17 protein-coding genes, 1 pseudogene and 1 riboswitch are annotated in these 23,143 nt (G+C 62.2%); of the genes and pseudogenes, 10 read left to right on the forward strand and 8 right to left on the reverse strand.

What is annotated here, in order from left to right:
• Positions 1-2 precede the first annotated feature (2 nt).
• From GFM02_RS27850 to GFM02_RS27865, 4 genes are all read right to left on the reverse strand, one after another.
• The gene (locus GFM02_RS27850) at positions 3-1,085 is read right to left on the reverse strand and encodes an ABC transporter ATP-binding protein (protein ID WP_168271105.1); all 1,083 of its coding nucleotides are present in this window, start codon (positions 1,083-1,085) and stop codon (positions 3-5) included.
• Between the two features lie 25 nt (positions 1,086-1,110).
• Positions 1,111-1,947 carry a carbohydrate ABC transporter permease gene (locus tag GFM02_RS27855; protein ID WP_011649800.1) on the reverse strand — a complete coding sequence of 279 codons (837 nt, stop codon included), beginning with the start codon at positions 1,945-1,947 and terminating at the stop codon, positions 1,111-1,113.
• Complete coding sequence (locus GFM02_RS27860; RefSeq protein ID WP_132614002.1) at positions 1,944-2,804, reverse strand: carbohydrate ABC transporter permease; 861 nt, start codon at positions 2,802-2,804, stop codon at positions 1,944-1,946. The genes GFM02_RS27855 and GFM02_RS27860 overlap by 4 nt, the downstream gene beginning before the upstream one ends.
• An 87-nt stretch (positions 2,805-2,891) precedes the next feature.
• The gene (locus tag GFM02_RS27865) at positions 2,892-4,166 is read right to left on the reverse strand and encodes an extracellular solute-binding protein (RefSeq protein ID WP_168323433.1); all 1,275 of its coding nucleotides are present in this window, start codon (positions 4,164-4,166) and stop codon (positions 2,892-2,894) included.
• 86 nt (positions 4,167-4,252) lie between these two features.
• Here GFM02_RS27865 and GFM02_RS27870 point away from each other — a divergent pair, with 86 nt between their 5' ends.
• From GFM02_RS27870 to atzF, 8 genes are all read left to right on the forward strand, one after another.
• Positions 4,253-5,170, forward strand: coding sequence for a helix-turn-helix domain-containing protein (locus tag GFM02_RS27870; RefSeq protein ID WP_168323434.1), 918 nt, complete (start codon positions 4,253-4,255; stop codon positions 5,168-5,170).
• 212 nt (positions 5,171-5,382) lie between these two features.
• A riboswitch (guanidine-I (ykkC/yxkD leader) is annotated at positions 5,383-5,490 on the forward strand.
• Between the two features lie 74 nt (positions 5,491-5,564).
• Positions 5,565-6,638: a putative urea ABC transporter substrate-binding protein gene (locus GFM02_RS27875; RefSeq protein ID WP_132613996.1), complete on the forward strand. Its 1,074-nt coding sequence runs from the start codon at positions 5,565-5,567 to the stop codon at positions 6,636-6,638.
• A 65-nt stretch (positions 6,639-6,703) separates the two neighbouring features.
• Complete coding sequence (locus GFM02_RS27880; RefSeq protein WP_168323435.1) at positions 6,704-7,522, forward strand: ABC transporter permease; 819 nt, start codon at positions 6,704-6,706, stop codon at positions 7,520-7,522.
• The gene (locus GFM02_RS27885; protein WP_020047634.1) at positions 7,519-8,349 is read left to right on the forward strand and encodes an ABC transporter ATP-binding protein; all 831 of its coding nucleotides are present in this window, start codon (positions 7,519-7,521) and stop codon (positions 8,347-8,349) included. Before GFM02_RS27880 ends, GFM02_RS27885 begins: the two co-directional genes overlap by 4 nt.
• Positions 8,346-9,167 carry an urea amidolyase associated protein UAAP1 gene (locus tag GFM02_RS27890; protein WP_168323436.1) on the forward strand — a complete coding sequence of 274 codons (822 nt, stop codon included), beginning with the start codon at positions 8,346-8,348 and terminating at the stop codon, positions 9,165-9,167. The genes GFM02_RS27885 and GFM02_RS27890 overlap by 4 nt, the downstream gene beginning before the upstream one ends.
• Positions 9,168-9,178: 11 nt before the next feature.
• On the forward strand, positions 9,179-9,829 hold the full coding sequence (locus GFM02_RS27895; RefSeq protein ID WP_020047632.1) for an urea amidolyase associated protein UAAP2: 651 nt from the start codon (positions 9,179-9,181) through the stop codon (positions 9,827-9,829).
• Between the two features lie 3 nt (positions 9,830-9,832).
• Complete coding sequence (gene uca, locus GFM02_RS27900) at positions 9,833-13,372, forward strand: urea carboxylase (RefSeq protein ID WP_168323437.1); 3,540 nt, start codon at positions 9,833-9,835, stop codon at positions 13,370-13,372.
• A 1-nt stretch (position 13,373) separates the two neighbouring features.
• Positions 13,374-15,179: an allophanate hydrolase gene (gene atzF / locus GFM02_RS27905; RefSeq protein WP_168323438.1), complete on the forward strand. Its 1,806-nt coding sequence runs from the start codon at positions 13,374-13,376 to the stop codon at positions 15,177-15,179.
• A 97-nt stretch (positions 15,180-15,276) separates the two neighbouring features.
• Here the strand turns inward: atzF and GFM02_RS27910 are convergent, their stop codons facing one another.
• Genes GFM02_RS27910 through GFM02_RS27920 form a run of 3 tightly spaced genes read right to left on the reverse strand, consistent with a single transcriptional unit; the run spans position 15,277 to position 17,824 of the window.
• On the reverse strand, positions 15,277-15,687 hold the full coding sequence (locus tag GFM02_RS27910) for a VOC family protein (protein WP_168323439.1): 411 nt from the start codon (positions 15,685-15,687) through the stop codon (positions 15,277-15,279).
• 18 nt (positions 15,688-15,705) lie between these two features.
• Positions 15,706-16,803, reverse strand: coding sequence for a Gfo/Idh/MocA family protein (locus GFM02_RS27915; protein WP_168323440.1), 1,098 nt, complete (start codon positions 16,801-16,803; stop codon positions 15,706-15,708).
• A 10-nt stretch (positions 16,804-16,813) separates the two neighbouring features.
• The gene (locus tag GFM02_RS27920; RefSeq protein WP_168323441.1) at positions 16,814-17,824 is read right to left on the reverse strand and encodes a Gfo/Idh/MocA family protein; all 1,011 of its coding nucleotides are present in this window, start codon (positions 17,822-17,824) and stop codon (positions 16,814-16,816) included.
• A gap of 367 nt (positions 17,825-18,191) precedes the next feature.
• Here GFM02_RS27920 and GFM02_RS27925 point away from each other — a divergent pair, with 367 nt between their 5' ends.
• The gene (locus tag GFM02_RS27925) at positions 18,192-19,352 is read left to right on the forward strand and encodes a fumarylacetoacetate hydrolase family protein (protein WP_168323442.1); all 1,161 of its coding nucleotides are present in this window, start codon (positions 18,192-18,194) and stop codon (positions 19,350-19,352) included.
• Between the two features lie 60 nt (positions 19,353-19,412).
• Here the strand turns inward: GFM02_RS27925 and scpA are convergent, their stop codons facing one another.
• Positions 19,413-21,551 (reverse strand): methylmalonyl-CoA mutase, encoded by a 2,139-nt coding sequence (gene scpA, locus GFM02_RS27930; protein WP_168323443.1) that lies wholly within the window; start codon positions 21,549-21,551, stop codon positions 19,413-19,415.
• Positions 21,552-21,783: 232 nt separating this feature from the next.
• Between scpA and GFM02_RS27935 the strand changes: the two are divergent.
• A pseudogene (locus GFM02_RS27935) lies at positions 21,784-23,143 on the forward strand (LLM class flavin-dependent oxidoreductase).

A 23,143-nucleotide genomic window follows, 5' to 3' on the forward strand; every position in this document is an offset into this window, starting at 1 on the left:
GTTCAGCGGAGCCGTTTACCGGCGCCGTCGAAAAGGAATGTGCGGTTGGCGGGAAGGCCGACCGTCAGCGTTTCGCGATTGCCGGCGACGCGCGATTCCGGCCGCTCGATGATCAGTTGCTCGGGGCCTATGGTGGCGTAGATGTAACTGGTATTGCCGAGGTGTTCGGCGACGTCGATGGTGACGGTGAGGTCGGCATCGCCCGTGCCCGCATCGACGAAATGTTCGGGACGGATGCCGAGCGTCACTTTTGCGCCGGCTTCGATGGGATCGGCGACCGGCAGCGTCAGGCGCGTATTGGCGTCGCTTTCCAGCGCAATCACCGCCCTGCCCGGCTGCGTCTCAGCCACCACGGCCTTGAGGAAATTCATCTTCGGTGAGCCGACGAAGCCGGCGACGAACTGATTGGCGGGATCGTCGTAGAGGTCGAGCGGTGCGCCGATCTGCTCGATATTGCCGGCGCGCAGCACGACGATCCTGTCGGCGAGCGTCATCGCTTCCGTCTGGTCGTGGGTGACGTAGATCATCGTCGTGCCGAGCTGCTTGTGCAGCCTGGAGATTTCGACGCGCATCTGCACGCGGAGTTCCGCATCGAGGTTCGACAAAGGTTCGTCGAACAGGAAGACCTGTGGTTCGCGGACGATGGCGCGACCGATCGCGACACGCTGGCGCTGGCCGCCGGAAAGCTGCTTCGGCCGGCGCTTCATGAGTTCGGTGATCTGCAGGATCTCGGCGACATGGCGCACGCGCCGCTCGGTGTCGGCTTTCGGATTGCCGTTCATGCGCAGGCCGAAGCTCAAATTCTCTTCGACGGTCAGGTGCGGATAGAGCGCATAGGACTGGAAGACCATGGCGATGCCGCGATCGGCCGGTTCGACGTCGTTGACGACCCTGCCGCCAATCTGAAGCTCGCCTGACGTAATGTCCTCGAGGCCGGCGATCATCCTGAGCAGCGTGGACTTGCCGCAGCCGGAGGGGCCGACGAAGACGACGAATTCGCCGTCCTTCACCTCCAGATTGGCGCCGTGGATGATCTCAAAGCCGCCGAAGCGCTTGACGATGTTGCTGAGTGAAAGCTCTGCCATGCAGCCTCCCGATTTATTTGCCCGATTATTTGATTGCGCCGGCCGCGATGCCGGCGATGAAATGGCGCTGAAGAGCCACGAAGATGACGAGGATCGGCGCCGTCAGCAGTACCGCGCCGGCCATGATGCCGCCCCAGGAGACCTTGGTGAGGCCGATCAGCGTTCCCAATGCCACAGGCGCCGTCATCATCCCCGGTCTGGAATTGATCAGCAGCGGCCAGAGGTAATTGTTCCACGAGTGCAGGAAGAGAATGATCGCCAATGCTGCCATGGTCGGGCGGGCCAGCGGCAAGGCGATGCGCAGGAAGATCTGCCATTCCTTGACGCCCTCGACCCGGGCCGCATCGAAGAGCTCGCCCGGCATCATCGAGAAGGATTGCCGCATGAACAGCACGCCGAGCGAATTGAACAGCGGCGGCACGATCAGAGCCACCCAGGTGTTTGCCAGCTTGAACTCGCGCGCCACCATGATGAATTGCGGGATGACGACCACGGAGAAGGGAAGCGTGATCGTGCCGAGGATGATGGCGATGACGACGGAGCGGCCGACGAAACGGTAACGTGCCAGTGCCCAGCCGGCCATCGAAGTCAGCAGCACCGAGAGCACTGTATAGATCAGCGCCACACCGATGGAGATCACCATTGCCCCGATGAAATCGGTATCGGCCTGCAGGTTTTTGAAATTCTCGACGAAGTTGGTCGATGGCCAGAGCACGATGTCAGGGCTGAAGATGCCGTTGTCGGGCATGGTCGAAAAGACGAACATCATCCACAGCGGAAACAGCCAGATCAGCGCCAGCGGCGCCAGTGCGGCATGCAACGCGATCTGGCGCAGCAGAAGGGATTGCGATTTGGATTTCATTTCGGATCCCTCCCGACCCAGAGATTGAGAAGCGAGATCGCCACGGCAAGGGCAGCCATCGTATAGGCGATCGCCGAGGCATAGCCGAAGTTCAGCGAGGTGAAGCCCTGTCGATAAAGCAGCAGGCCGAGCGTCTCGGTGCCGCCGCCGGGACCGCCACGATTGGTGATGAGGAAGGGCTCGGTGAAGAGCTGCATAGTCCCGATCACCGAGAGCACCACGCAGAAGAGGATGATCGGTTTCAGGAGTGGCAGGGTGATGTGGAAGAACTGCTGGACCTTGCTTACCCGGTCGAGCGTCGCCGCCTCGTAGACATCATCGGGAATTGACTGCAGGCCGGCGAGGATGATGATGGCGTTGTAGCCCGCCCAGCGCCATGTGACGGCAAGGATGATCAGCGCCATGGCGGCATTGGCATTGTCGAACCAGGAGACCGGGCTGAGACCGACGGCCGAGATCAGCTTGTTGATGATGCCGAAATCGAGGCTGAACATCAGCCGAAACACCGCGGCATAGGCGACCTCGCCGACGACCACGGGGGCGAAGAAGGCGAAGCGGAAGAGCGGCCGCGCTTTCAGCAGCGGCGAATTGAGCATTACGGCCATAACGGTCGCAAGCGCGATCATGACAGGCACCTGGATCACCAGGATGATCAGCGTGTTGTAGAGGGCATTGTAGAAGGCCGGGTCGTAGAAGAGCCGACCCCAATTGGACTGGAAACTATATTTCCACGGGTTGATGCGGGTGTTCTGAAAGGAAATCAGGAACGAATTGATGATCGGCCACACCCAGAAGGTGGCAAAGATCAGCAGATAAGGGGCGAGGAACGCATAAGCGCTCCGGGTTCTGAACGGCATCGAGCCTCCTCCTCACAAAACCAACGAATGACCAGCCGCCTTGCGGCGGACGGAGAGCCGGGCGCGTCAAGCGCCCGGCTTCGTCATTCACTGCGCGATCGGAAGGCCGGTCGCCGAAGCGATCTGGTTGGCGGCATCGTCGAGAGCCGCCTTCGCATCGGGATAGCCGCCGGAGAAGAACTTCGTCTGCGTCGCCTTGAAGATCGCCTCAGCATCGCTCTGGAAGGCGGTGCCGCGGCTCGGCACGATCTTCGGCAGCGTGGCGAGGATATCGGCCCAGACCTTCTGACCGCCCCAATAGGGCTGCGCTTCGTTGACGAAGGGATCTTGTACGGCCGAGAGCAATGATGGCACCAGGCCGAATTCCTTCAGCATCGTAACCTGGCCCTCGTTCGTGCCGAGGGCGTAGTTCACGAATTTCCAGGCGGCTTCCTTATTTGCGGAGGTCGCCGAAATGGCGAGCGACGAACCGCCGAGATTGGCGGCATGCGGGCCGTCGGCCGTCAGGCTCGGCATCTTGTAGACGCCCCACTTGCCCTTGAGATCGGGCGAGGTCGAGCGGACGGTGCCCTCATACCAACCGCCATACAGCTGGCTCGCGGCCTTGCCGGCGGTGTTGGCCTGGATCTTTTCGTCCCAGTTGGCCGCCGTCAGCGTTCCGGCATCCTTCATTTCCTTCACCTTTTGCAGCGAGGAAACGCAGGCCGGCTGGTTGATGGTGATGGACTGACCGTCGGTCGAGTAATAGCCGCAGCCCTGTTCGTTGGCGATCATGCGAAACCATTCGCTGTCGCCATTGAAGTCCGCCTGGGCCATGACGACGCCGGGATTGGCGGCGGAAATCTTCTTGCCGGCGGCAATAAAGTCGTCCCATGTGCCGATCGTGCTTGGATCGACGCCAGCCTTTTCATAGAGATCGCGGCGATAGAAGACGGCGACAGGGCCGGAATCCCACGGCATGGCATAGGCGACGTCGCCGACTTCAAGTTCGGTGCGCTTGAATTCGGGGAACTTCGCCTGGATCTCGGGCGTGTAACCGAGCTCCTTCAGATTGGCGAAGCAATCCGGGAAACGGCTCCAGAAGATTTCAGCCTCGAAATTCTCGATGCTGACGATATCGGGCAAACCGTCACCGCCAGCGGCGCAGGCAGCCAGCGTCTTGTCGAAGACCTGGCTGTTGCCAAGATCCTCGACGGTGATCTTGATATCGGGAAACTGTTTGTTGAAGCCTGGAAGCGTGGACTTCAATGCCGACGCGGCGACATTCCAGCTCCAGATGGTGAGATTGGCCGACTGCGCGTATGCGGAGCCGGAAGCAAGCACTGCGACAGCTGCGGTCGCAGCGAGAAGTTTGAAGCGCATTGAAAATCCTCCCTTTTCAATTGCCGATCTTTCACGAACGCGGTTAGACTATCTGTAAGGGAGCGGGTGTCTCCTAAAAAGGGAACATGAATTTGGCGGAAAGTAAGGTCGGCACACGTGCAATCTATCAGCCCGGCGCGAGCAGCATCGAGGGTTCGCCGACAACGCTGCAGATGTTTCATGCCCATCCGCCTATTATGGCCATGCCGCACTGGCACGCGCAGGTCGAGGTCAACTACGTGATGCGCGGCACCGTGCACTACCGGATGAGCGATCACGAATTCCGGCTGAACGCCGGCGAGATGTGCCTCTTCTGGGGTGGCCAGCCGCATCAGATGGACGAATCCTCGGATGATTCGCTCTATGCCGGCGCCCACCTGCCGCTCGTCTATTTCTTCCGGCTGCGCCTGCCGATCAGCGTTTCCAGCCGGCTGATGAAGGGTGAGACGCTGCTGACCTCGGCAACGGATGCCGCCGACAGGGAGAACTTCACCCGCTGGTTCCGCTATGCCAACTCAGGCGATCCCGCCAAGGCCCAGCACGCTGTCGACGAGCTGCTGCTGCGCATCGAGCGGATCGCGCTCGAACCCTATTCGATGACGTCGCAGGCGGCCATCAATCTCGACGGTGATCACCCGTATCCGCATTCCTCGCGCAGCGTCGCGCGCATGTGCGATTTCATCGCCGCCAATTTCCTGCACGACATCGATTCGGTCGATATCGCCCGCGCCGCGGACCTGCATCCGAAATATGCGATGAACCTGTTCAAGCGATCGACCGGCATGACGCTCAGCAAATATGTGACGCTGCTGCGGTTGTCGCGCGCCCAGGCAATGCTGATGAGCGAAGGCGCCAATGTGCTGCAGGTGGCGATGGACAGCGGCTTCGGCTCGATTAGTGCCTTCAACAAATCCTTCCGCCATATCGCCGGCATGTCGCCGTCGGACTTCCGCCGCGATATCCGGCTGGTGACGACGGTCCCGGCCGGGGCCTTCCGGAACTAGCTCAGGGCCAGCCGCAATTCGGCGTTCTGTGCGTTCTGCCTGCCGCTTGCTTTTCACTGGGCAAAGAATAACCAACGCCTAAGGTGTCGGCAGAATGCGCACATTTTCTGTGCAAGTGCATGCACTATTGCATTTTCCGGGAATTGACGCCATCGCACTCTCAATAAAATCAATAGTTTATAATTTGGCACACACTTTGCTTCGATATTTGCAGAGTTGGTGGCTAGGGTTCCGGCGTCGCAAGACGCGCTGGTCCGAGAGCTGCCACCGGCGAGGGAGACATCCCGCCGGGTGCACGGCGGGACAAAAGCCCGGGAGACCTCGTAAGCCAAGGGATTGGCGGCACGATGGTCATTGCCGATCCCTTTTGAAGAAAAGCAAAAGGGGAATTTCAATGCAGACTTTTTCGAAGATTCTATCGATTACCGCACTGACGGCGTCCCTGGCGCTGGGACTCGGCTCCATCGCCAAGGCCGAACAGAAGACCGACTTCAAGGTCGCCTGGTCGATCTATGTCGGCTGGATGCCCTGGGGTTATGCCGCCGATCACGGCATCGTCAAGAAATGGGCCGACAAATACGGCATCAAGATCGAGGTGACCCAGTTCAACGACTACGTCGAATCGATGAACCAATATACGGCCGGCGCCTTCGACGCCGTGACGCTGACCAATATGGACGGCCTGTCGATCCCGGCTGCCGGCGGCGTCGATACCACGGCCGTGATCGTCGGTGACTTCTCGAACGGCAATGATGCGGTCATCCTGAAGGACAAGGCGAGCCTTGCCGACATCAAGGGACAGAACGTCAATCTCGTCGAATTTTCCGTCTCACATTATCTGCTGGCCCGCGCGCTCGAAAGCATCAAGCTGACTGAGCGCGACGTCAAGGTTGTCAACACCTCCGACGCCGATATGGTCGCCGCCTACAAGACGGCAGATGTCACCGCCGTAGTCACCTGGAACCCGCTGGTCTCGACCATCCTCGAGGATCCCACGGCCAAAAAGGTCTTCGACAGCTCGCAGGTGCCGGGCGAGATCATCGACCTGATGGTCGCCAACTCAAGCGTGCTCAAGGACAATCCGAATTTCGGCAAGGCGCTCGCCGGCATCTGGTATGAAACCGCAGCACTGCTGACTGCCGACAGCGCCGAAGGCAAGGCTGCCCGCGAGGCGATGGGCCAGGCATCAGGCACCGATCTCAAGGGCTTCGAATCCCAGCTTGCCGTCACCAAGCTGTTTGCCAAGCCGGCCGATGCCGTTGCCTTCACCGCCTCGGACGGCCTGCCGAAGACAATGGATCTCGTCCGCAACTTCCTGTTCGAGAAGGGCCTGCTCGGCAACGGCGCGCCGTCGGCCGACGTCATCGGCATCGAAATGCCCAACGGCAAGGTTCTCGGCGATAGCGGCAATGTCAAGCTGCGCTTCACCGAGACCTACATGAAGGCGGCCGCCGACGGTTCGCTCTGAGCGATGTCAAAGCAGCGGTGCGGTTTTGACCGCGCCGCCCAACCTTCATCAGCGGAGCTTTCCTCATGCGCTGGATCAACACGAGGCCGAGCCGGGGCGCGCAGCTAGCCTTGACGCTGCTGCCCTTCGTGCTGCTGATCGTTGCCTACGCGGCGGGCTCGGCGGCACGGCTGGCGGAAAACGCCAACGACAAGCTGCTGCCAGGACTTGCCGGTTTTGCAGATGCGATCGACCGCTTTGCCTTCATCGCCGATCCGCGCACCGGGCAATACCTGCTCTGGTCCGATACGGGCGCGAGCCTGGTCCGCCTGTTGGCCGGCCTCGGCATCTCGACGATCACTGCGCTCGTCATCGGCATGCTGATCGGCATGCTGCCTTATCTGAGAGCGCTGCTCTCTCCCTTCGTCGCCGTTATCTCGATGGTGCCGCCGCTGGCCCTGCTGCCAATCCTCTTCATCGCCATGGGTCTCGGCGAAGCCTCGAAGATCGCGCTTATCGTCATCGGCGTTGCGCCAACGATGATCCGCGACCTTGCGCTGAAGGCGCTGGAACTGCCACGCGAACAGATCGTCAAGGCTGAAACACTCGGCGGCTCCTCCTGGCAGATCGGCCTTCGTGTCGTGCTGCCGCAGATCCTGCCGCGGCTGATCACTTGTCTGAGGCTTCAGCTCGGCCCGGCCTGGCTGTTCCTGATCGCGGCCGAGGCGATCTCGTCGGATTCCGGCCTCGGCTACCGCATCTTCCTCGTCCGCCGCTATCTCTCGATGGACATCATCTTTCCCTATGTCGTCTGGATCACGCTGCTCGCCGTGGTCATGAACTATATTCTCGATCGCATCCGCATCGCCGTCTTCCCCTGGTCCGAGCTGGAGAAGCAGGCATGAGCGAGTTGGTGATCGAAAAGGTCTGGAAGGAATATGGCGACCAGATCGTGCTTGAAGACGTGTCGCTGACCGTCGCCGCGCGCGCCTTCGTCGCTCTCGTCGGCCCATCCGGCTGCGGCAAGTCGACGTTCCTGCGTATGCTGCTCGGCCAGGAGCGCCCGACCAAGGGCACGATCCTGCTCGCCGGCGCGCCGCTGCCGTTTGAGCCGGGACCGGATCGCGGCGTCGTCTTCCAGCGCTACTCCGTCTTCCAGCATCTGACCGTGCTCGGAAACGTGCTGCTCGGGCGGGAACTCTCTGCGTCCCGCTACAAGGCCAAGCTTTTCGGCGCCGCCCGCCGCGACGCCGTCGACGAAGCCCGGAGGCTGATCGGCGAAGTCGGCCTTTCCGGCGCTGAGGACAAATATCCGGCGCAACTATCAGGCGGCATGCAGCAGCGCCTGGCGCTGGCGCAGGCCCTGATCATGAAGCCGAAGGTGCTGCTGCTCGACGAGCCCTTCGGCGCGCTCGATCCCGGCATCCGCGCCGAGATCCACACATTGATGAAGCGGCTCTGGCACGAGACGCAGATGACCGTCGTCATGGTGACGCACGACATGCGCGAGGCCTTCACGCTGGCGACGCGCGTCGTCGCCTTCGAGCGCAAGCGTGACCGCCCGGAGGAAAAGGAGCGCTACGGCGCGACGATCACCAAGGACATTTCCATCTGGCCGCCGAGGCTCGCCGGCGCGCCCTCCATCTTCAGCCCCGACCGGGACGGCCCGGTCATTTCTCTGGGCCTTCGCCGGGACGACCCGGCTTCCAGTCCGTCAGGAGAAAAACCATGATGCATGTCAGGCGTTCGCCCGAAGAGATCGCTGCCAACCGGCGGCGTTACGAGGAACATCAGAAGAAGGGGCTGGAATTTGCGCCGAAGGCCTTGCCGGCGCCGAGCCCCTTGCCCGCGCCCGCAATCGATGCGGCTGCGATCATCCACCAGGAAACTATCCCCGGCGGCTGGTACTGGTCGACTGTGCTGAAGCGTGGCGAGGCGCTCCGCATCGATCAGGGCGAAGGCGGATCGACCGTGGCGCTCGTCGCCTGGAACGCCACTGACACCAGCGAACGACTCAATCTCGTCGATACGGTCAAGGTTCAGTGGACGACCGCCCTCGGCAAGGGCCGCGTCATCTTCTCGGATATGGGCCGGGTGATGTTTTCGCTGATAGAGGATAGTTCCGGCGCGCATGACTGCCTGATGGGCGGCTCGACGGCAGCTTCGAACGCCGCAAAATATCCCGGCGTCAAGACCCGCAACACCCGCGACAATCTCGTGCTCGTCGCCGGCAAGCTTGGTCTCACCAGACGCGATATTCCGGCAATTCTCAATCTCTTCGCCCCGGTCCGCGTCGACGATGACGGCGGCTTCCACTGGCGCGGCAAGCTCTCCAACAGCGGCGATTATGCCGAGCTGCGCGCCGAGATGGACATGATCGTCGGCTTCTCCAACTGCCCGCATCCGCTCGATCCCGATCCGGTCTACGCGCCGAAGCCGGTCATCGTCACCCGCTTTCGCGCGCCCGCACCCGCAGTCGACGACCTCTCGCGCACGGCGACTGCCGAAGCCCTTCGCGGCTTCGAGAATAACGCCGCGATGCTGGCCTGAGGGAAGATACGATGACCGATTTCATCAAGACTTCAGCTTCGCGCAGCCTCGAAAATGCCGTGCAGGATCATTTCATCGCGGCCGAAGCGCCATGGTCAGGCATCGTGCGCAAGGGCCAGACGATCCGCATCGAGGATAGTTACGGCCAGCAGGCGATCGACACGCTGTTTTATCGAGCCGACGACTTTGCCGAGCGTTATTCCAACCAGGATACGATGCGGGCGCAGAGTGGCGCCTATATCGGCACCGGCACGAAGATCATCTCGAACGAAGGCAACGTCATGCTTGTCATGACGGCCGACAGCTGCGGCCGCCACGATACATCGGCCGGCGCCTGCTCCTGCGAGAGCAACACGGTGCGCTTTGGCCACGGCACGAAATACCTGCATGCCTGCCGCGACAATTTCGTGCTCGAGGTGACAAAACACGGCATGAGCAAGCGCGACATCGTGCCGAACATCAATTTCTTCATGAACGTGCCGATCAAGCCGAACGGCGAGATGACCATCGTCGACGGCATTTCCGCGCCTGGTGACTATGTCGAGCTGGTGGCGGAGATGGATGTGCTGTGCGTCATCTCCAACTGCCCGCAGATCAACAATCCCTGCAACGGCTTCGATCCGACGCCGATCCGGGTGCTGATCTGGGACGGCGAGGACTGATCGATGTTCACCAAAGTCCTGATTGCCAATCGCGGCGAAATCGCCGTCCGAGTCATCCGCACATTGAAGCGGATGGGCATCGCCTCGGTCGCCGTTTATTCCGATGCCGACCGGTTCTCGAAGCCGGCACTGACCGCTGACGAGGCCGTGCGCCTCGGCCCGGCGCCCGCTGCCGAAAGCTATCTTGACGTCGACGCCGTCATCGCCGCCTGCAAGGCAACGGGCGCTGAGGCCGTGCATCCGGGCTATGGCTTTCTCTCAGAGAATATCGGCTTTGCCGAGCGGCTCGCCGCTGAAGGCATCGCCTTCATCGGCCCGCGGCCGGAACATCTGTCGGCCTTCGGCCTGAAGCACACGGCGCGCGAACTGGCGAAAGCGAGCGGCGTGCCGCTGCTGCCCGGCACCGATCTCCTGCAAAGCGTCGAAGAGGCGCTTTCGGCCGCCGAGACCGTCGGTTATCCCGTCATGCTGAAAAGCACGGCCGGCGGCGGCGGCATCGGCATGCAGCTCTGCGCCGATGCGGCCGGCCTCAAGGCCTCCTTCGAAAGCGTGCAGCGGACCGCGCGCGCCAGCTTCGGCGATGCGCGTGTTTACATCGAGTGTTTCGTTGCCGAAGCCCGCCATGTCGAGGTGCAGATCTTCGGCGACGGCAAGGGCCGCGTGATTGCGCTTGGCGAACGCGATTGCTCGCTGCAGCGGCGAAACCAGAAGGTCGTCGAGGAGACCCCTGCCCCTGGCCTTTCCGCGGAAACGCGGGCGCGGCTGCACAAGGCGGCAGTCGATTTGGGGGCTTCGGTCTCCTATGAATCGGCCGGAACCGTCGAATTCATCTATGATCCCCAGCGCGAGGAATTCTATTTCCTCGAGGTCAATACTCGCCTGCAGGTCGAGCACCCTGTCACGGAAGCCGTCTTCGGCATCGACCTCGTCGAATGGATGATCCGGCAGGCGGCAGGCGAGGACGTGCTCTCGGGAGCCAGGGGCCTGACGCCGAAGGGTGCGGCGATCGAGATGCGTGTTTATGCCGAGATGCCGCATGCCGATTTCCGCCCGAGTGCCGGCCTGCTGACTGAGGTCGTCTTCCCGGATAATGCCCGCGTCGACGGCTGGATCGAGACGGGAACCGAGGTGACACCCTTCTACGACCCGATGCTTGCCAAGCTGATCGTGACGGCGGACGACCGGCCGGCGGCGATCGAGAAACTGAAGGCAGCACTCGCCGAAACGTCGATATCAGGCATCGAGACCAATCTCGATTATTTGAGAACGATCGCCGCTTCCGAATTGCTGGCCAGCGCCAAAGTGGCAACGACGGCTTTACGCGACTTCGCCTTCGTTCCAGATGTCGTCGAGGTACTCGCGCCCGGCGCGCAGTCAAGCATTCAAGAATTGCCGGGCCGGCTCGGCCTCTGGCATGTCGGTGTACCGCCGAGCGGGCCGATGGACGAGCGCTCCTTCCGCCATGCCAACCGGCTGGTCGGCAATGCCGACGTGACGGCCGCACTGGAACTGACGGTTTCCGGCCCGACGCTACGATTTTACGCCGACCAGACCGTCGCACTGGCCGGTGCCTGCATGCCCATGACCTGCGATGGCACAAGATTGCCGCACGACCAGCCGGTGCTGATCCGGGCTGGTCAAGTTCTGTCGATCGGCGCAATCGAAGGACCGGGACAACGCGCCTATCTCGCCGTCGCCGGTGGTTTTGCCGCTCCCGTTGTGCTCGGCTCGCGCGCGACCTTCGGCCTTGGCCAGTTCGGCGGCAACGCCACCGGCACGCTGAAGACGGGGCATGTGCTGCATTTTGCCCGCCAAGTACCGGCTGAACCGGTGAGACCAGCGACGGAGCCGGCCGTCTTGACGCGCGAATGGGATGTCGGCGTCGTCTATGGCCCGCACGGGGCTCCCGATTTCTTTCAGGATGGGGATATCGAGACGCTGTTTTCGACGGCTTACGAGGTGCATTTCAACAGCGCCCGCACCGGCGTTCGCCTCATCGGTCTCGCCCCGGTTTGGGCACGTAGCGACGGCGGTGAGGCGGGGCTGCACCCCTCCAACCTGCACGATAATGCCTATGCGATCGGGGCGATCGATTTCACCGGCGATATGCCGATCATTCTCGGCCCCGACGGTCCAAGCCTTGGCGGCTTCGTCTGCCCGGCGGTGATTGCCCGCGACGAGCAGTGGAAGATGGGCCAGTTCAAGCCCGGCGACCGCATCCGTTTTCATGCAGTCGTGCGGCCGGAAGACCCGATCGCCGGCCCGGCGGTGCGGCGGCCCTCGGAAGAAACAGGTTCGCCGATCCTCGGCATCAGCGAGGATGGCCCGGTTTCTGTCGTTTATCGCCGCCAGGGCGACGACAATCTGCTCGTCGAATATGGGCCGATGACGCTCGATATCGCGCTCAGGCTGCGGGTGCACCTGCTGATGCAGGCGGTCGTGGAGGCCCGCCTCCCCGGCGTCGTCGACCTCACCCCCGGTATCCGCTCGCTGCAGGTCCATTATGACGGCACGCAGCTGACGCGCCGGCGCCTGCTTGGGCTGCTTTCCGAGATCGAGGCGACCCTTCCGGCAGCCCAGGAGGTCACGGTGCCGAGCCGCGTCGTGCATCTGCCGCTCTCCTGGAACGATCCGGATGCGGAACTTGCGATGCGCAAATATCAGGAGCTCGTGCGCCCGAATGCGCCCTGGTGCCCGTCGAATATCGAGTTCATCCGCCGCATCAACGGCCTTCCTGACGAACAGGCCGTTCGCGATATCGTCTTTGATGCAAGCTACCTGGTGCTCGGTCTCGGCGACGTCTATCTCGGCGCGCCGGTTGCGACCCCTGTTGATCCGCGCCATCGGCTCGTGACGACGAAGTATAATCCCGCCCGCACCTGGACGCCTGAGAACGCCGTCGGCATCGGCGGCGCCTATATGTGCATCTACGGCATGGAAGGACCGGGCGGCTACCAGCTCTTCGGCCGCACCATCCAGGTCTGGAACACCTGGCGGGAGACGCCGGCCTTTGCCAGGGGCAAGCCCTGGCTGCTGAACTTCTTCGACCAGATCCGTTTCTTCGCTGTTAGTAACCAGGAATTGACGGAGGCGCGCGCGGCCTTCCCGCATGGCGGCTATCCGATCCGGATCGAGGAAACGGAATTCTCCTATGCCGCCTATGAGAAGGAATTGCAGACGAACTCGGCCTCGATCGGCCGCTTCAAGGCAACCCAGCAGGCCGCCTTCGATGCCGAGCGCCAGCGCTGGAAGGAAGCCGGGCTCGACAGCTTCGTCACCGATGAAGGCACGGGCGAAAGTCCGGATGGGGATATTCCGGACGGCTGCTTCGGGGTTGCCAGCGCCGTGCCCGGCAATATTTGGAAATTGCTGGTCGAGCCGGGTGCCTCGGTTGCGGCCGGCGACACACTCGCCATCATCGAATCGATGAAAATGGAAATCAATGTCACCGCCCCTGCGGCAGGCCGCGTCTGCGACCTGCGCGCCGGGCCGGGAAGAAACGTCAAAGCCGGCGATATCATCGTCGTTCTGGAGGAATGCTGACATGCTGCCGACCATCCTCGATCTCTCAAGCCTTCGCGCCGCCTATCAATCCGGCCTGACGCCGCTCGACGCCATCGAAGAGGTGATCGCGCGGCGTGCCGCCTCGAAAGATCCGGCAATCTTCATCACGCCGGTGCCGGATGAGGAATTACGCGCTGCCGCAAAAGCTTTGATGGCACGCGCGCCTGAGGCAAACAGTCTGCCGCTCTGGGGCGTTCCCTTCGCCGTCAAAGACAATATCGATGCCGCCGGCCTGCCGACGACTGCCGCCTGCCCGGCCTATGCGTATCAGCCGGAAGCCGACTCCACCGTCGTTGCCCGGTTGAAGGCGGCCGGCGCCATCATCATCGGCAAGACCAATCTCGACCAGTTTGCAACCGGCCTCAACGGCACGCGCTCGCCCTATGGCGCGCCGCGTTCGGTCTTCGATGCGGCCTATATCTCCGGCGGATCGAGCTCCGGATCGGCGGTCACGGTGGCCTCCGGCCTTGCCGCCTTCGCACTCGGTACGGATACGGCTGGCTCCGGCCGCGTGCCGGCTGCCTTCAACAATCTGGTCGGCATCAAGCCGACGCCGGGTCTCTTGCCGAATACCGGCGCGGTTCCAGCCTGCAAGAGCGTTGACTGCATCACGATTTTTGCTGCGACCGTCGGCGACGGTGTTGCGATCCGCAAGGTCGCCGAAGGCTTCGATGCCGCCGATGCTTTCTCGCGTCGCGCCAAACCGGCGAACCTGCCGGTGTCGGGCTTGCGTATCGGCGTCCTGACCGACGCCGAACGGGAGTTCTTCGGCGACAAGGAGGTGGAGGCGCTCTACGACCAGGCGATCGAGCGGGCCAGAGCACTCGGCGCAACCATCGTGCCTTTCGACTACGCGCCATTCCGCGAGGCGGCCGCCCTTCTCTATGACGGGCCGTGGGTCGCCGAACGTCTGGCGGCGGTCGAGACCTTCCTCACGACGAACGCGGCCGATTTCGACCCGACGGTGCGGGGGATTATCGAAGGCGCCAAGGGCAAGACCGCGGTTGAGGCCTTTAACGGCCGATACCAGCTCGAGGAACTGCGCCGCAAGACCGAGGCCGAATGGGAAAAGGCCGATGTGCTTCTGCTGCCGACCGCACCGACCACTTACTCGGTCGCCGACATGCTGGCCAATCCCGTCGTGCTCAACGGCCGCCTCGGTCGCTACACCAATTTCGTCAACCTGCTCGATTGCGCGGCGATCGCCGTTCCGGCCGGTTTCGGCACAGGTGGCCTGCCGGGCGGCGTCACCGTCATCGCACCTGCCTTCACCGACGATGCGCTGGCGCCGCTTGCCGATGCGCTGCACCGTGCAGCAGGTTCCGGCATGGGCATCGACCGGCAGGCGGCAATACCGGAAGCGAGCCGTGTTGTGCCTGGCGATGACGGTTTCATCGAAATCGCGGTCGTCGGTGCGCATTTGACCGGCATGCCGCTCAATCACGAACTGGCAGGCGCCGGCGGGCGTCTGGTCAAGACCTGCCGCACGGCCGGCGATTATCGCCTCTTCGTTCTGCCCAATACCACGCCGCCGAAACCGGGGCTGCTGCGCGAACCCGGCCATAAGGGTCAGGGGCTGGAGGTCGAGGTCTGGGCGCTGCCGGCCGATGCTTTCGGCAGGTTCGTCCAGAAGATTCCGGCACCCCTCGGCATCGGTAAGCTGGCGCTCGAAGACGGTTCCAGCGTCTCCGGCTTCGTCTGCGAGGCCCATGCGGTGAAAGGTGCCGAGGAAATCACCGCACTTGGCGGCTGGCGCAACTATATCAGCGCCAAGCTGGCGAGCTGAGGAGAGCCTTGCATGGCAGCAAAGCTCATCCGGCGCCTGATCGATCTGCTGCGGGACGGTCTGACCGCCCGCGGCGAAGCGATCGGCAGCGCCTGTGTCAGCCCTGGCGGTTCTGAGAGCGTTCGGCAACCTCGACGATGATGCCGTCGGGATCGCGAACGAAGGCGATCTTGTTCAGCATCTCGGAGTGGACAGCGAAGCGCGGCCGCTCCTTGATCTCGACGTCCGCCTGTTCAAGGCGGGCGAAGGTCTCGTCGACATTGTCGAAATGGAAGGTGAGGTGGCGGACGCCGGCCGTATCGTCAGGCACGTCGACCGCCCTCGACGCGCCGCCGGGCGGCGCAAAGACCTCCAGCATGCCGCCGCCTGCATCGAGGAACGCGACCTGCATGCCATTCGCCATCGTCTTACGCAGCACGAGGCTGAGGCCGAGCAGGCCGCAGTAGAAATCGACGGTGCGGTCCATGTCGCTGACCGTCATGCCGACATGCTCGAAGGATTTCAGCATCGGAGAGCCCTTCCCGGTTCAGACGGTGGCAGCGCTGCGCCATTCCCCTGCCGGAAGCCAGGAGCGATAGAGCGGATGATCGGCGGCGATCGGCATCTGCGTCGGTTGTCCGGTTCGCTGCGAGAAATAGGCGGCCGTTACCAGTTCCAGCGAATTGCGGGCATCCTGCAATGTCACCGGTGGGTCGGTGTCTTCGACGATCGCCTTGTGGAAGAGCTCGAACTGGCGGGTGTAGCCATCCTCGCCAGGCACATAGGCGGCGAGCACCTCATCGATCCGCGCCTGATGTTCCTCTGTCCCGGCGACGAATGTCCACGGATCACGGCCCATCGTATAGGGTTCGATGATGCTTTCGGCGACGAGGTCGTTGAAGCAGAAGCGTAGCCGCGAGATTTCCTTGCGCGAGCCGAGGGTCATCGACAGCGTCGCCAGCGAGCCGTTCTGCATCTTCACCGAAAGGGCTGCCGTATCCTCGACCTCGATCGGATTGACCAGCGTCGCCCCATAGGAAAATACCTCGGCGCAAGGGCCATGCACATAGTTCAGCATGTCATGGGCGTGGATGGCGTGGCCGAGAAGGCCACCGCCCAGTTCGCTCGCCCATTTGCCGCGCCATGGCACGGCATAATAATCCGGGCCGCGCCACCAATGTGTCTCGATCGTCGTCAGGAACGGCTTGCCGGCAAGGCCGCGCTCGATCAGCAGTTTCAGTTTCTGCAGACCGGAACCGTAGCGATACTGGAAGATCGGCATCAGCTTCCTGCCGGGGTAACGATCGAGGATGCGCCCCATCTCGTCGACCTCGGCGATCGAGCCGAAGAGCGGCTTCTCGCAGATCACGTGTTTGCCGGACTCGATACCCTTGCGGCAAAGTCCGAAATGAGAGCTCGGCGGCGTCGAAATGTCGATGATGTCGAGATCGTCACGGGCAAACAGCGAATCCGCATCCTGCGTGTATTCGCCAATGCCGTACTCCTCGCACAGCGCCCTGCCGCGTTCCTCGTCGAGCGAGCAGAGCACGGGGACTTCGAAAAGCTCCTTGTTCCAGCCGAAGCCGGCCAGATGCCGCGCAGCGATGCCTGCACCGATGACGCCGACGCGCAATTTTCTGGTCATGATATCCTCCTCAGCGAGCGCCGATGCGCGCGGCTTTCGCCTGGGCTTCCAGCGAAAGACGGCAGACTTCAAAAACGTGATCCTGGGTCATCGCCGTCTGCGTGCGGTTGCCGACGTCGGCGGTGAAAGCGTCGAAATAGTCGAGCTTTTCGCCGCTGCAATCGATATGGGTCATTTCCTTGCCGTTGACCAGGAAGAGGTGATCCTTGCCCGGCCGGCCGGCGATATCGATATATTTGCGCAGTTCGATGTAGCCTTCGGTGCCGAGAATGGTCAGGCGCCCGTCGCCCCAGGTCGGCAGCGCCTCCGGCGTGAACCAGTCGACACGGACATAACCCGCCGCCTTGTCGGAACGCAGAAGCACCTCGCCGAAATCCTCGAAGGCGGGCTTGTCGGGCATGCCGAAATTGCCGATCGAGCTGGCGATGACCTCGCCTGTGGTCGAGCCGGTATAGAACAGGAACTGGTCGACCTGGTGTGAAGCGATATCGACGATGATGCCGCCGAAGGCTTCGGGATCGAAGAACCAGTCCGGCCGGGTCGGCAGTTGCAGCCGGTGTGGACCGACGCCGAGCGTCTGGATCACCTTGCCGATCGCCCCTTCCTTCACCAGCTTTCCGGCCTTGACGGCGGAGCGCACGCAATGGCGTTCGGAAAAGCAGATCGAAAAGATCTTGCCGGTTTCAGCGACGGTCTTCTTGACGTCCGCGAGCTGGGCGAAGGTCGTCACCCCGGGCTTGTCGGTCATCACGTCCTTGCCGGCCTTCATCGCACGGATGGCGAGACCGGCGCGATCGCGCGGGATCGCCGAGATGCAGACGACGTCGATCGACGGATCGTCGAACAGCTTTTCCCGGTCGATCTGCGGCGCGTCAGGATAGGTCTTCTCAAAGGCCTCGCGCAGTGCCGGCACCGAGGTCTGCGGGCAATAGCCGACGAATTCGCTGCCTGCGGCCAGCAATCCCTTCACGTGATCGAACGTGTGCCCATGGTCGATTCCGACGACGGCAAATCTCAACATTGCTGCAATATCCTCCTGGGATTTTCGTGTGGCCGGCTGACGCCAGCCTCCTCCATGTCGGGCAAAACAGATAACGAAAGCCGCCTCCTGTCAAGGCGAGATGAAGGGGAAAACCGACCAGAGTACAAATTAAATATTTGAAATATAACGATTAATTTGTATCTAAATAGTTATTTTGTAGGTTTTACGCTTGGTCTTTCGACAAAGGGCCACGGCTTGAGCCGATCGGGCGAAAGTCTTTTTCCCCGACGCATCTTGCCCCATCTCCGTGAATGTGATCGATTTCGGCCGCCGCCGGGTTGGAGGGCGGCAACACCCCGCAACGTTTTAAAGAGCGCTCCCCGCTCGCCTGTGACGGAAGATCACCATGTCTCAACCTCTGCTCGATGTCGCCGCTTCGGATGGTCTTTTTGTCGGTCGCATCTGGAATCCCGAAGCGCAGGGACCGAGTATTGTGATGTTACGCGAGGGTATGCTGGTCGACATCACGTCGCGCGAGGCGCCGACGCTGAGCGCCCTGCTCGAGCGGCAGGATGCCGCCGCCTTCGTCCGTGCAGCAAGTGGCAGGGCGGTTGGCTCGCTGGCGGACATCGCCGCCAACAGTACCGGAGCTCCGGATCAAACGCGCCCGTATCTCCTTGCGCCCGTCGACCTGCAGGCAGTCAAGGCCTGCGGCGTTACCTTTGCGCAGTCGATGATCGAGCGGGTCATCGAGGAGAAGGCCGCCGGCAGTCCGGAACGCGCTGCCTCGATCCGCGAGCGCGTCAGCACGCTGATCGGCGGCAGCCTCACCAATCTGAAGGCCGGTTCGCCGGAGGCCGCCAAGGTCAAGCAGGCACTGATCGACGAAGGCATGTGGTCGCAATATCTCGAGGTGGGCATCGGGCCGGATGCCGAAGTCTTCACCAAGGCGCCGGTGCTCTCCTCCGTCGGCTGGGGTGCCGATGTCGGCCTGCATCCGATCTCGACCTGGAACAATCCCGAGCCGGAAGTCGTGCTCGCGGTCAATAGCCGCGGCGAAATTAAGGGTGCGACGCTCGGCAACGACGTCAACCTGCGCGACGTGGAGGGCCGCTCGGCACTGTTGCTCGGCAAGGCCAAGGATAACAACGCCTCCTGCTCGATCGGTCCTTTCATCCGCCTGTTCGACGCCGATTACAGCCTGGATGACGTGCGCAAGGCCGAACTCGACCTGAAAGTCACCGGCCAGGACGGTTTCGTGCTGCATGGCAAGAGTTCGATGTCACAGATCAGCCGCGACCCGACCGATCTCGTCAAGCAGACGGTCGGCGCCCATCATCAATATCCTGACGGTTTCATGCTTTTCCTCGGCACGCTGTTTGCGCCGACGCAGGACCGCGACGCGCCAAAGCAAGGCTTCACCCACAAGATTGGCGATGTCGTCGAGATTTCCTCGGCAGGCCTCGGCGCCCTCGTCAACACCGTGCGCCTTTCCACCGAATGTCCGCCCTGGACCTTCGGCATTTCGGCGCTGATGAGCAACCTCGCAAAGCGTGGCCTGCTCTAACTCTTTGAGTTTGCGCACTTCCGGGCGGAAAACCGCTTCGCGTTTTCCTGAGATGCTAAGCTACTGGTTTCTCCGCCTGCCCTGCAGCAGGTCGAGAACGGAGTTTGCCGCCTCGAGAACGTTTGTCCCCGGGCCGAACACGGCTGCGACGCCGTGTTCGTGCAGGAATTCATAGTCCTGACGCGGGATGACGCCGCCGCAGACGACGATGATATCGCCACCGCCCTGTTCCCTCAGCCTGTCGATCAGCTGTGGTAGCAGCGTCCTGTGGCCGGCCGCCAATGACGAGACGCCGACGACGTTGACCTTTTCGCTGAGTGCGACGCCGGCGGCTTCCTCCGGTGTCTGGAAGAGGGGACCGGCGAGCACATCGAAGCCGATATCGCCGAAGGCCGAAGCGATTACTTTGGCGCCTCGGTCGTGTCCGTCCTGACCGAGCTTGGCGACCATGATCTTCGGCCGGTGCCCCATGGCTTCCGTCACTTCCATCATGCGGGTCTTGAGCACGGCGAGTTCGGGCTCATTTTCATACGCTTGGCCATAGACGCCCTTGATCACCACAGGCGTGGCGGCATGATCGCCGAAGGCAGCGCGCATGGCGTCCGATATCTCGCCGACCGTGGCGCGGGCCCGCGCCGCCTCAATGGCGGCTTCCAGCAGGTTGCCCTTGCCGCTCTGTGCGATCTCTGCCAGGGCCGCCAGCGTTTCGCGCACGGCTCCGCCATCGCGCCGCCGCTTGGTTTCCTCGATACGTCTGATTTGCGCTTTGCGTACTGCGCTATTGTCGATCTCCAGAATGTCGATCGGCTGCTCGTTGTCGAGCCTGTAGCGGTTGACACCGACGATGACCTCCTCGCCCTTGTCGACGGCTGCCTGGCGGCGCGCAGCCGCTTCCTCGATCAACCGCTTCGGCAGGCCGTCATTGACGGCCTTCGTCATGCCGCCGAGCGCTTCCACCTCCTCGATCAGTGCCCAGGCTTTGTCGGCAAGCTCCTTCGTCAGGCTCTCGACGTAATAGGAGCCCGCCAGCGGATCGACCACCTTGGTGACGCCGGTTTCGTGGCTCAAGATCAATTGCGTGTTGCGGGCGATGCGGGCGGAAAATTCCGTCGGCAGCGCGATCGCCTCGTCGAAGGAGTTGGTATGCAGCGACTGCGTGCCGCCGAGCACGGCCGACATCGCCTCGAAAGCGGTGCGGATGATGTTGTTATAGGGGTCCTGTTCCTGCAGCGAGACGCCGGAGGTCTGGCAATGGGTGCGCAGCATCAGCGACGAGGCCTTCTTCGGCTCAAACTCCTCCATGATGCGGGTCCAGAGCAGGCGGGCGGCGCGAAGTTTCGCCGCCTCCATGAAGAAGTTCATGCCGATCGCGAAGAAGAAGGAGAGCCTGCCAGCGAAATCATCGACATTGAGGCCCTTGGCAATCGCCGCCCTGACATATTCGCGACCGTCGGCCAACGTGAAGGCAAGTTCCTGCACCAGCGTCGCGCCGGCCTCCTGCATGTGATAGCCGGAGATCGAGATCGAATTGAATTTCGGCATCTCCTTGGCCGTATATTCGATGATGTCGGCAACGATCCGCATCGAGGGTTCGGGCGGATAGATATAGGTGTTGCGGACCATGAACTCCTTGAGGATGTCGTTTTGGATGGTTCCCGAAAGGTCGGCTCGTGGAACGCCCTGCTCCTCGCCGGCCACGATGAAGGAGGCGAGGATCGGGATGACGGCGCCGTTCATGGTCATCGATACCGACATTTCGCCGAGCGGAATGCCGTCGAACAGGATCTTCATGTCCTCGACGCTGTCGATTGCCACACCCGCCTTGCCGACATCGCCCTCGACGCGCGGATGATCGCTGTCATAACCGCGGTGGGTGGCAAGATCGAAGGCGACCGACAGGCCCTTCTGGCCAGCGGCCAGATTGCGGCGATAAAAGGCGTTGGATTCCTCTGCCGTCGAGAAGCCGGCATATTGGCGAATCGTCCAAGGCCGGCCGGCATACATCGTCGCCCGTGGGCCGCGGGTGAAAGGCGAAAAGCCGGGAAGCGAACCAAGGTGCCCGGCGCCATCGAGATCCTCGGCCGTATAGAGCGGCTTGACGGCAATACCTTCCGGCGTCTGCCAGGTCAGCTTCTCGGGCGAGGTGCGCAGTTCCTTTTGCGCAAGCTCCACCCAATCCGACAGCGTCTTCTTCGTCATGCGGTTCCTCCGGCTTTTTTCATCCCCACCCTACCATTTCACAGGCTCCTCGTGCGATAGAGCCCGAACAGGATGATTTTAGGCCGAGCCGGCTAAAATCTGAATCCTGTTCTACATTATATAGTTAGAGCATGATGTCGTCCGAAAACCGCTTAGACTTTTCGGCATCATGCTCCAGGATAATTAATGCGGCAAATCCTTGATTTCTATTGCCGGCTTTGGGAACCGCCTCATGAAGACAATGCAGATCTATGCCTTCGACATGAACTGCGTCGGGCACATCAACCACGGTCTGTGGACGCATCCGCGCGACCGCTCAACGCAGTATACCGATCTCGACTACTGGACGGAGTTTGCCAAGACCGCCGAACGCGGCAAGCTGGACGGCATTTTCCTGGCCGACATCGTCGGTGTCTACGATGTCCAAAGGGGCAGCCCGTCGCCTGTCATCGAGACGGGCGCGCAGATCCCGGTCAATGATCCGATGATCCCGATTTCGGCGATGGCCTATGTCACGAAACATCTGGGTTTCGGCGTGACCGTCAACACCACCTATGAGCCACCCTTCCTGCTGGCGCGGCGCATGTCGACGCTCGACCACCTGACCAAGGGACGGATCGGCTGGAACATCGTCACCGGTTATCTCGACAGTGCGGCTCGCAGCATGGGTTTCGACAAGCTGCCGGAACATGATGCGCGTTACGACGCAGCCGAAGAATATCTCGAAATTCTCTACAAGCTCTGGGAAGGGAGTTGGGACGACGATGCAGTGGTGCGCGACAAGGCGGGCGGCGTCTATGCCGATCCCTCCAAAGTGCGCTCTGTCCGTCACGACGGCAAATATTACCGGATGGAAGGCATCCATCTTTCCGAGCCCTCGCCGCAGCGCACGCCCCTGCTCTTCCAGGCCGGCGCCTCGGCACGCGGGCAGGATTTCGCCGCACGCCACGCCGAATGCGTCTTCATTTGCCGGGCCGAATCCCAAGGCGGCCAAGCCGACCGTCGATGCGCTGCGGGCGAAGGCGACGGAATTCGGCCGCGGCGCCGACGCATTGAAGATCCTGAGCCTGATCACCGTTGTCGTCGGGCGGACGGAGAAGGAAGCACGGGACAGACTGGAGGAGTACCGCCGCCATGCGAGCGTCGAGGCTTCGCTTGCGCATTACTCCGCTTCGACAGGCATCGACTTTTCGAAGTATGGATTGGACGACGTCATCGACCAGAGCTCGACCAACGCCAATCAATCCGCACTTGCGGCCATCACGAAACAGGCGCCAAAGCCGGTGACGCTGCGTGACATCATCGACCAGATGGTGCTCGGCAGCCGGATGAAGCCGATAGTGGGTTCGCCGGAACAGATCGCCGATCGTCTCGCGACATGGATAAAAGAGGGTGGCATCGACGGCTTCAATCTGGCGCGGACAGTGGCGCCGGAAAGCCTGCGCGATTTCGTCGACATGGTGGTGCCGGTGTTGCAGGAGCGCGGCGTGTTCAAGGCGGACTATGCTGCAGGACCCTTGCGGCAGAAGCTTTTCGGCGGCGGGAACGGCAGGTTGCCCGCCGCTCATCCCGCCGCCCAGTTCCGGCGCTGA

The organism is Rhizobium leguminosarum bv. viciae (assembly GCF_012276115.1).
Taxonomy (GTDB): domain Bacteria; phylum Pseudomonadota; class Alphaproteobacteria; order Rhizobiales; family Rhizobiaceae; genus Rhizobium; species Rhizobium leguminosarum_T.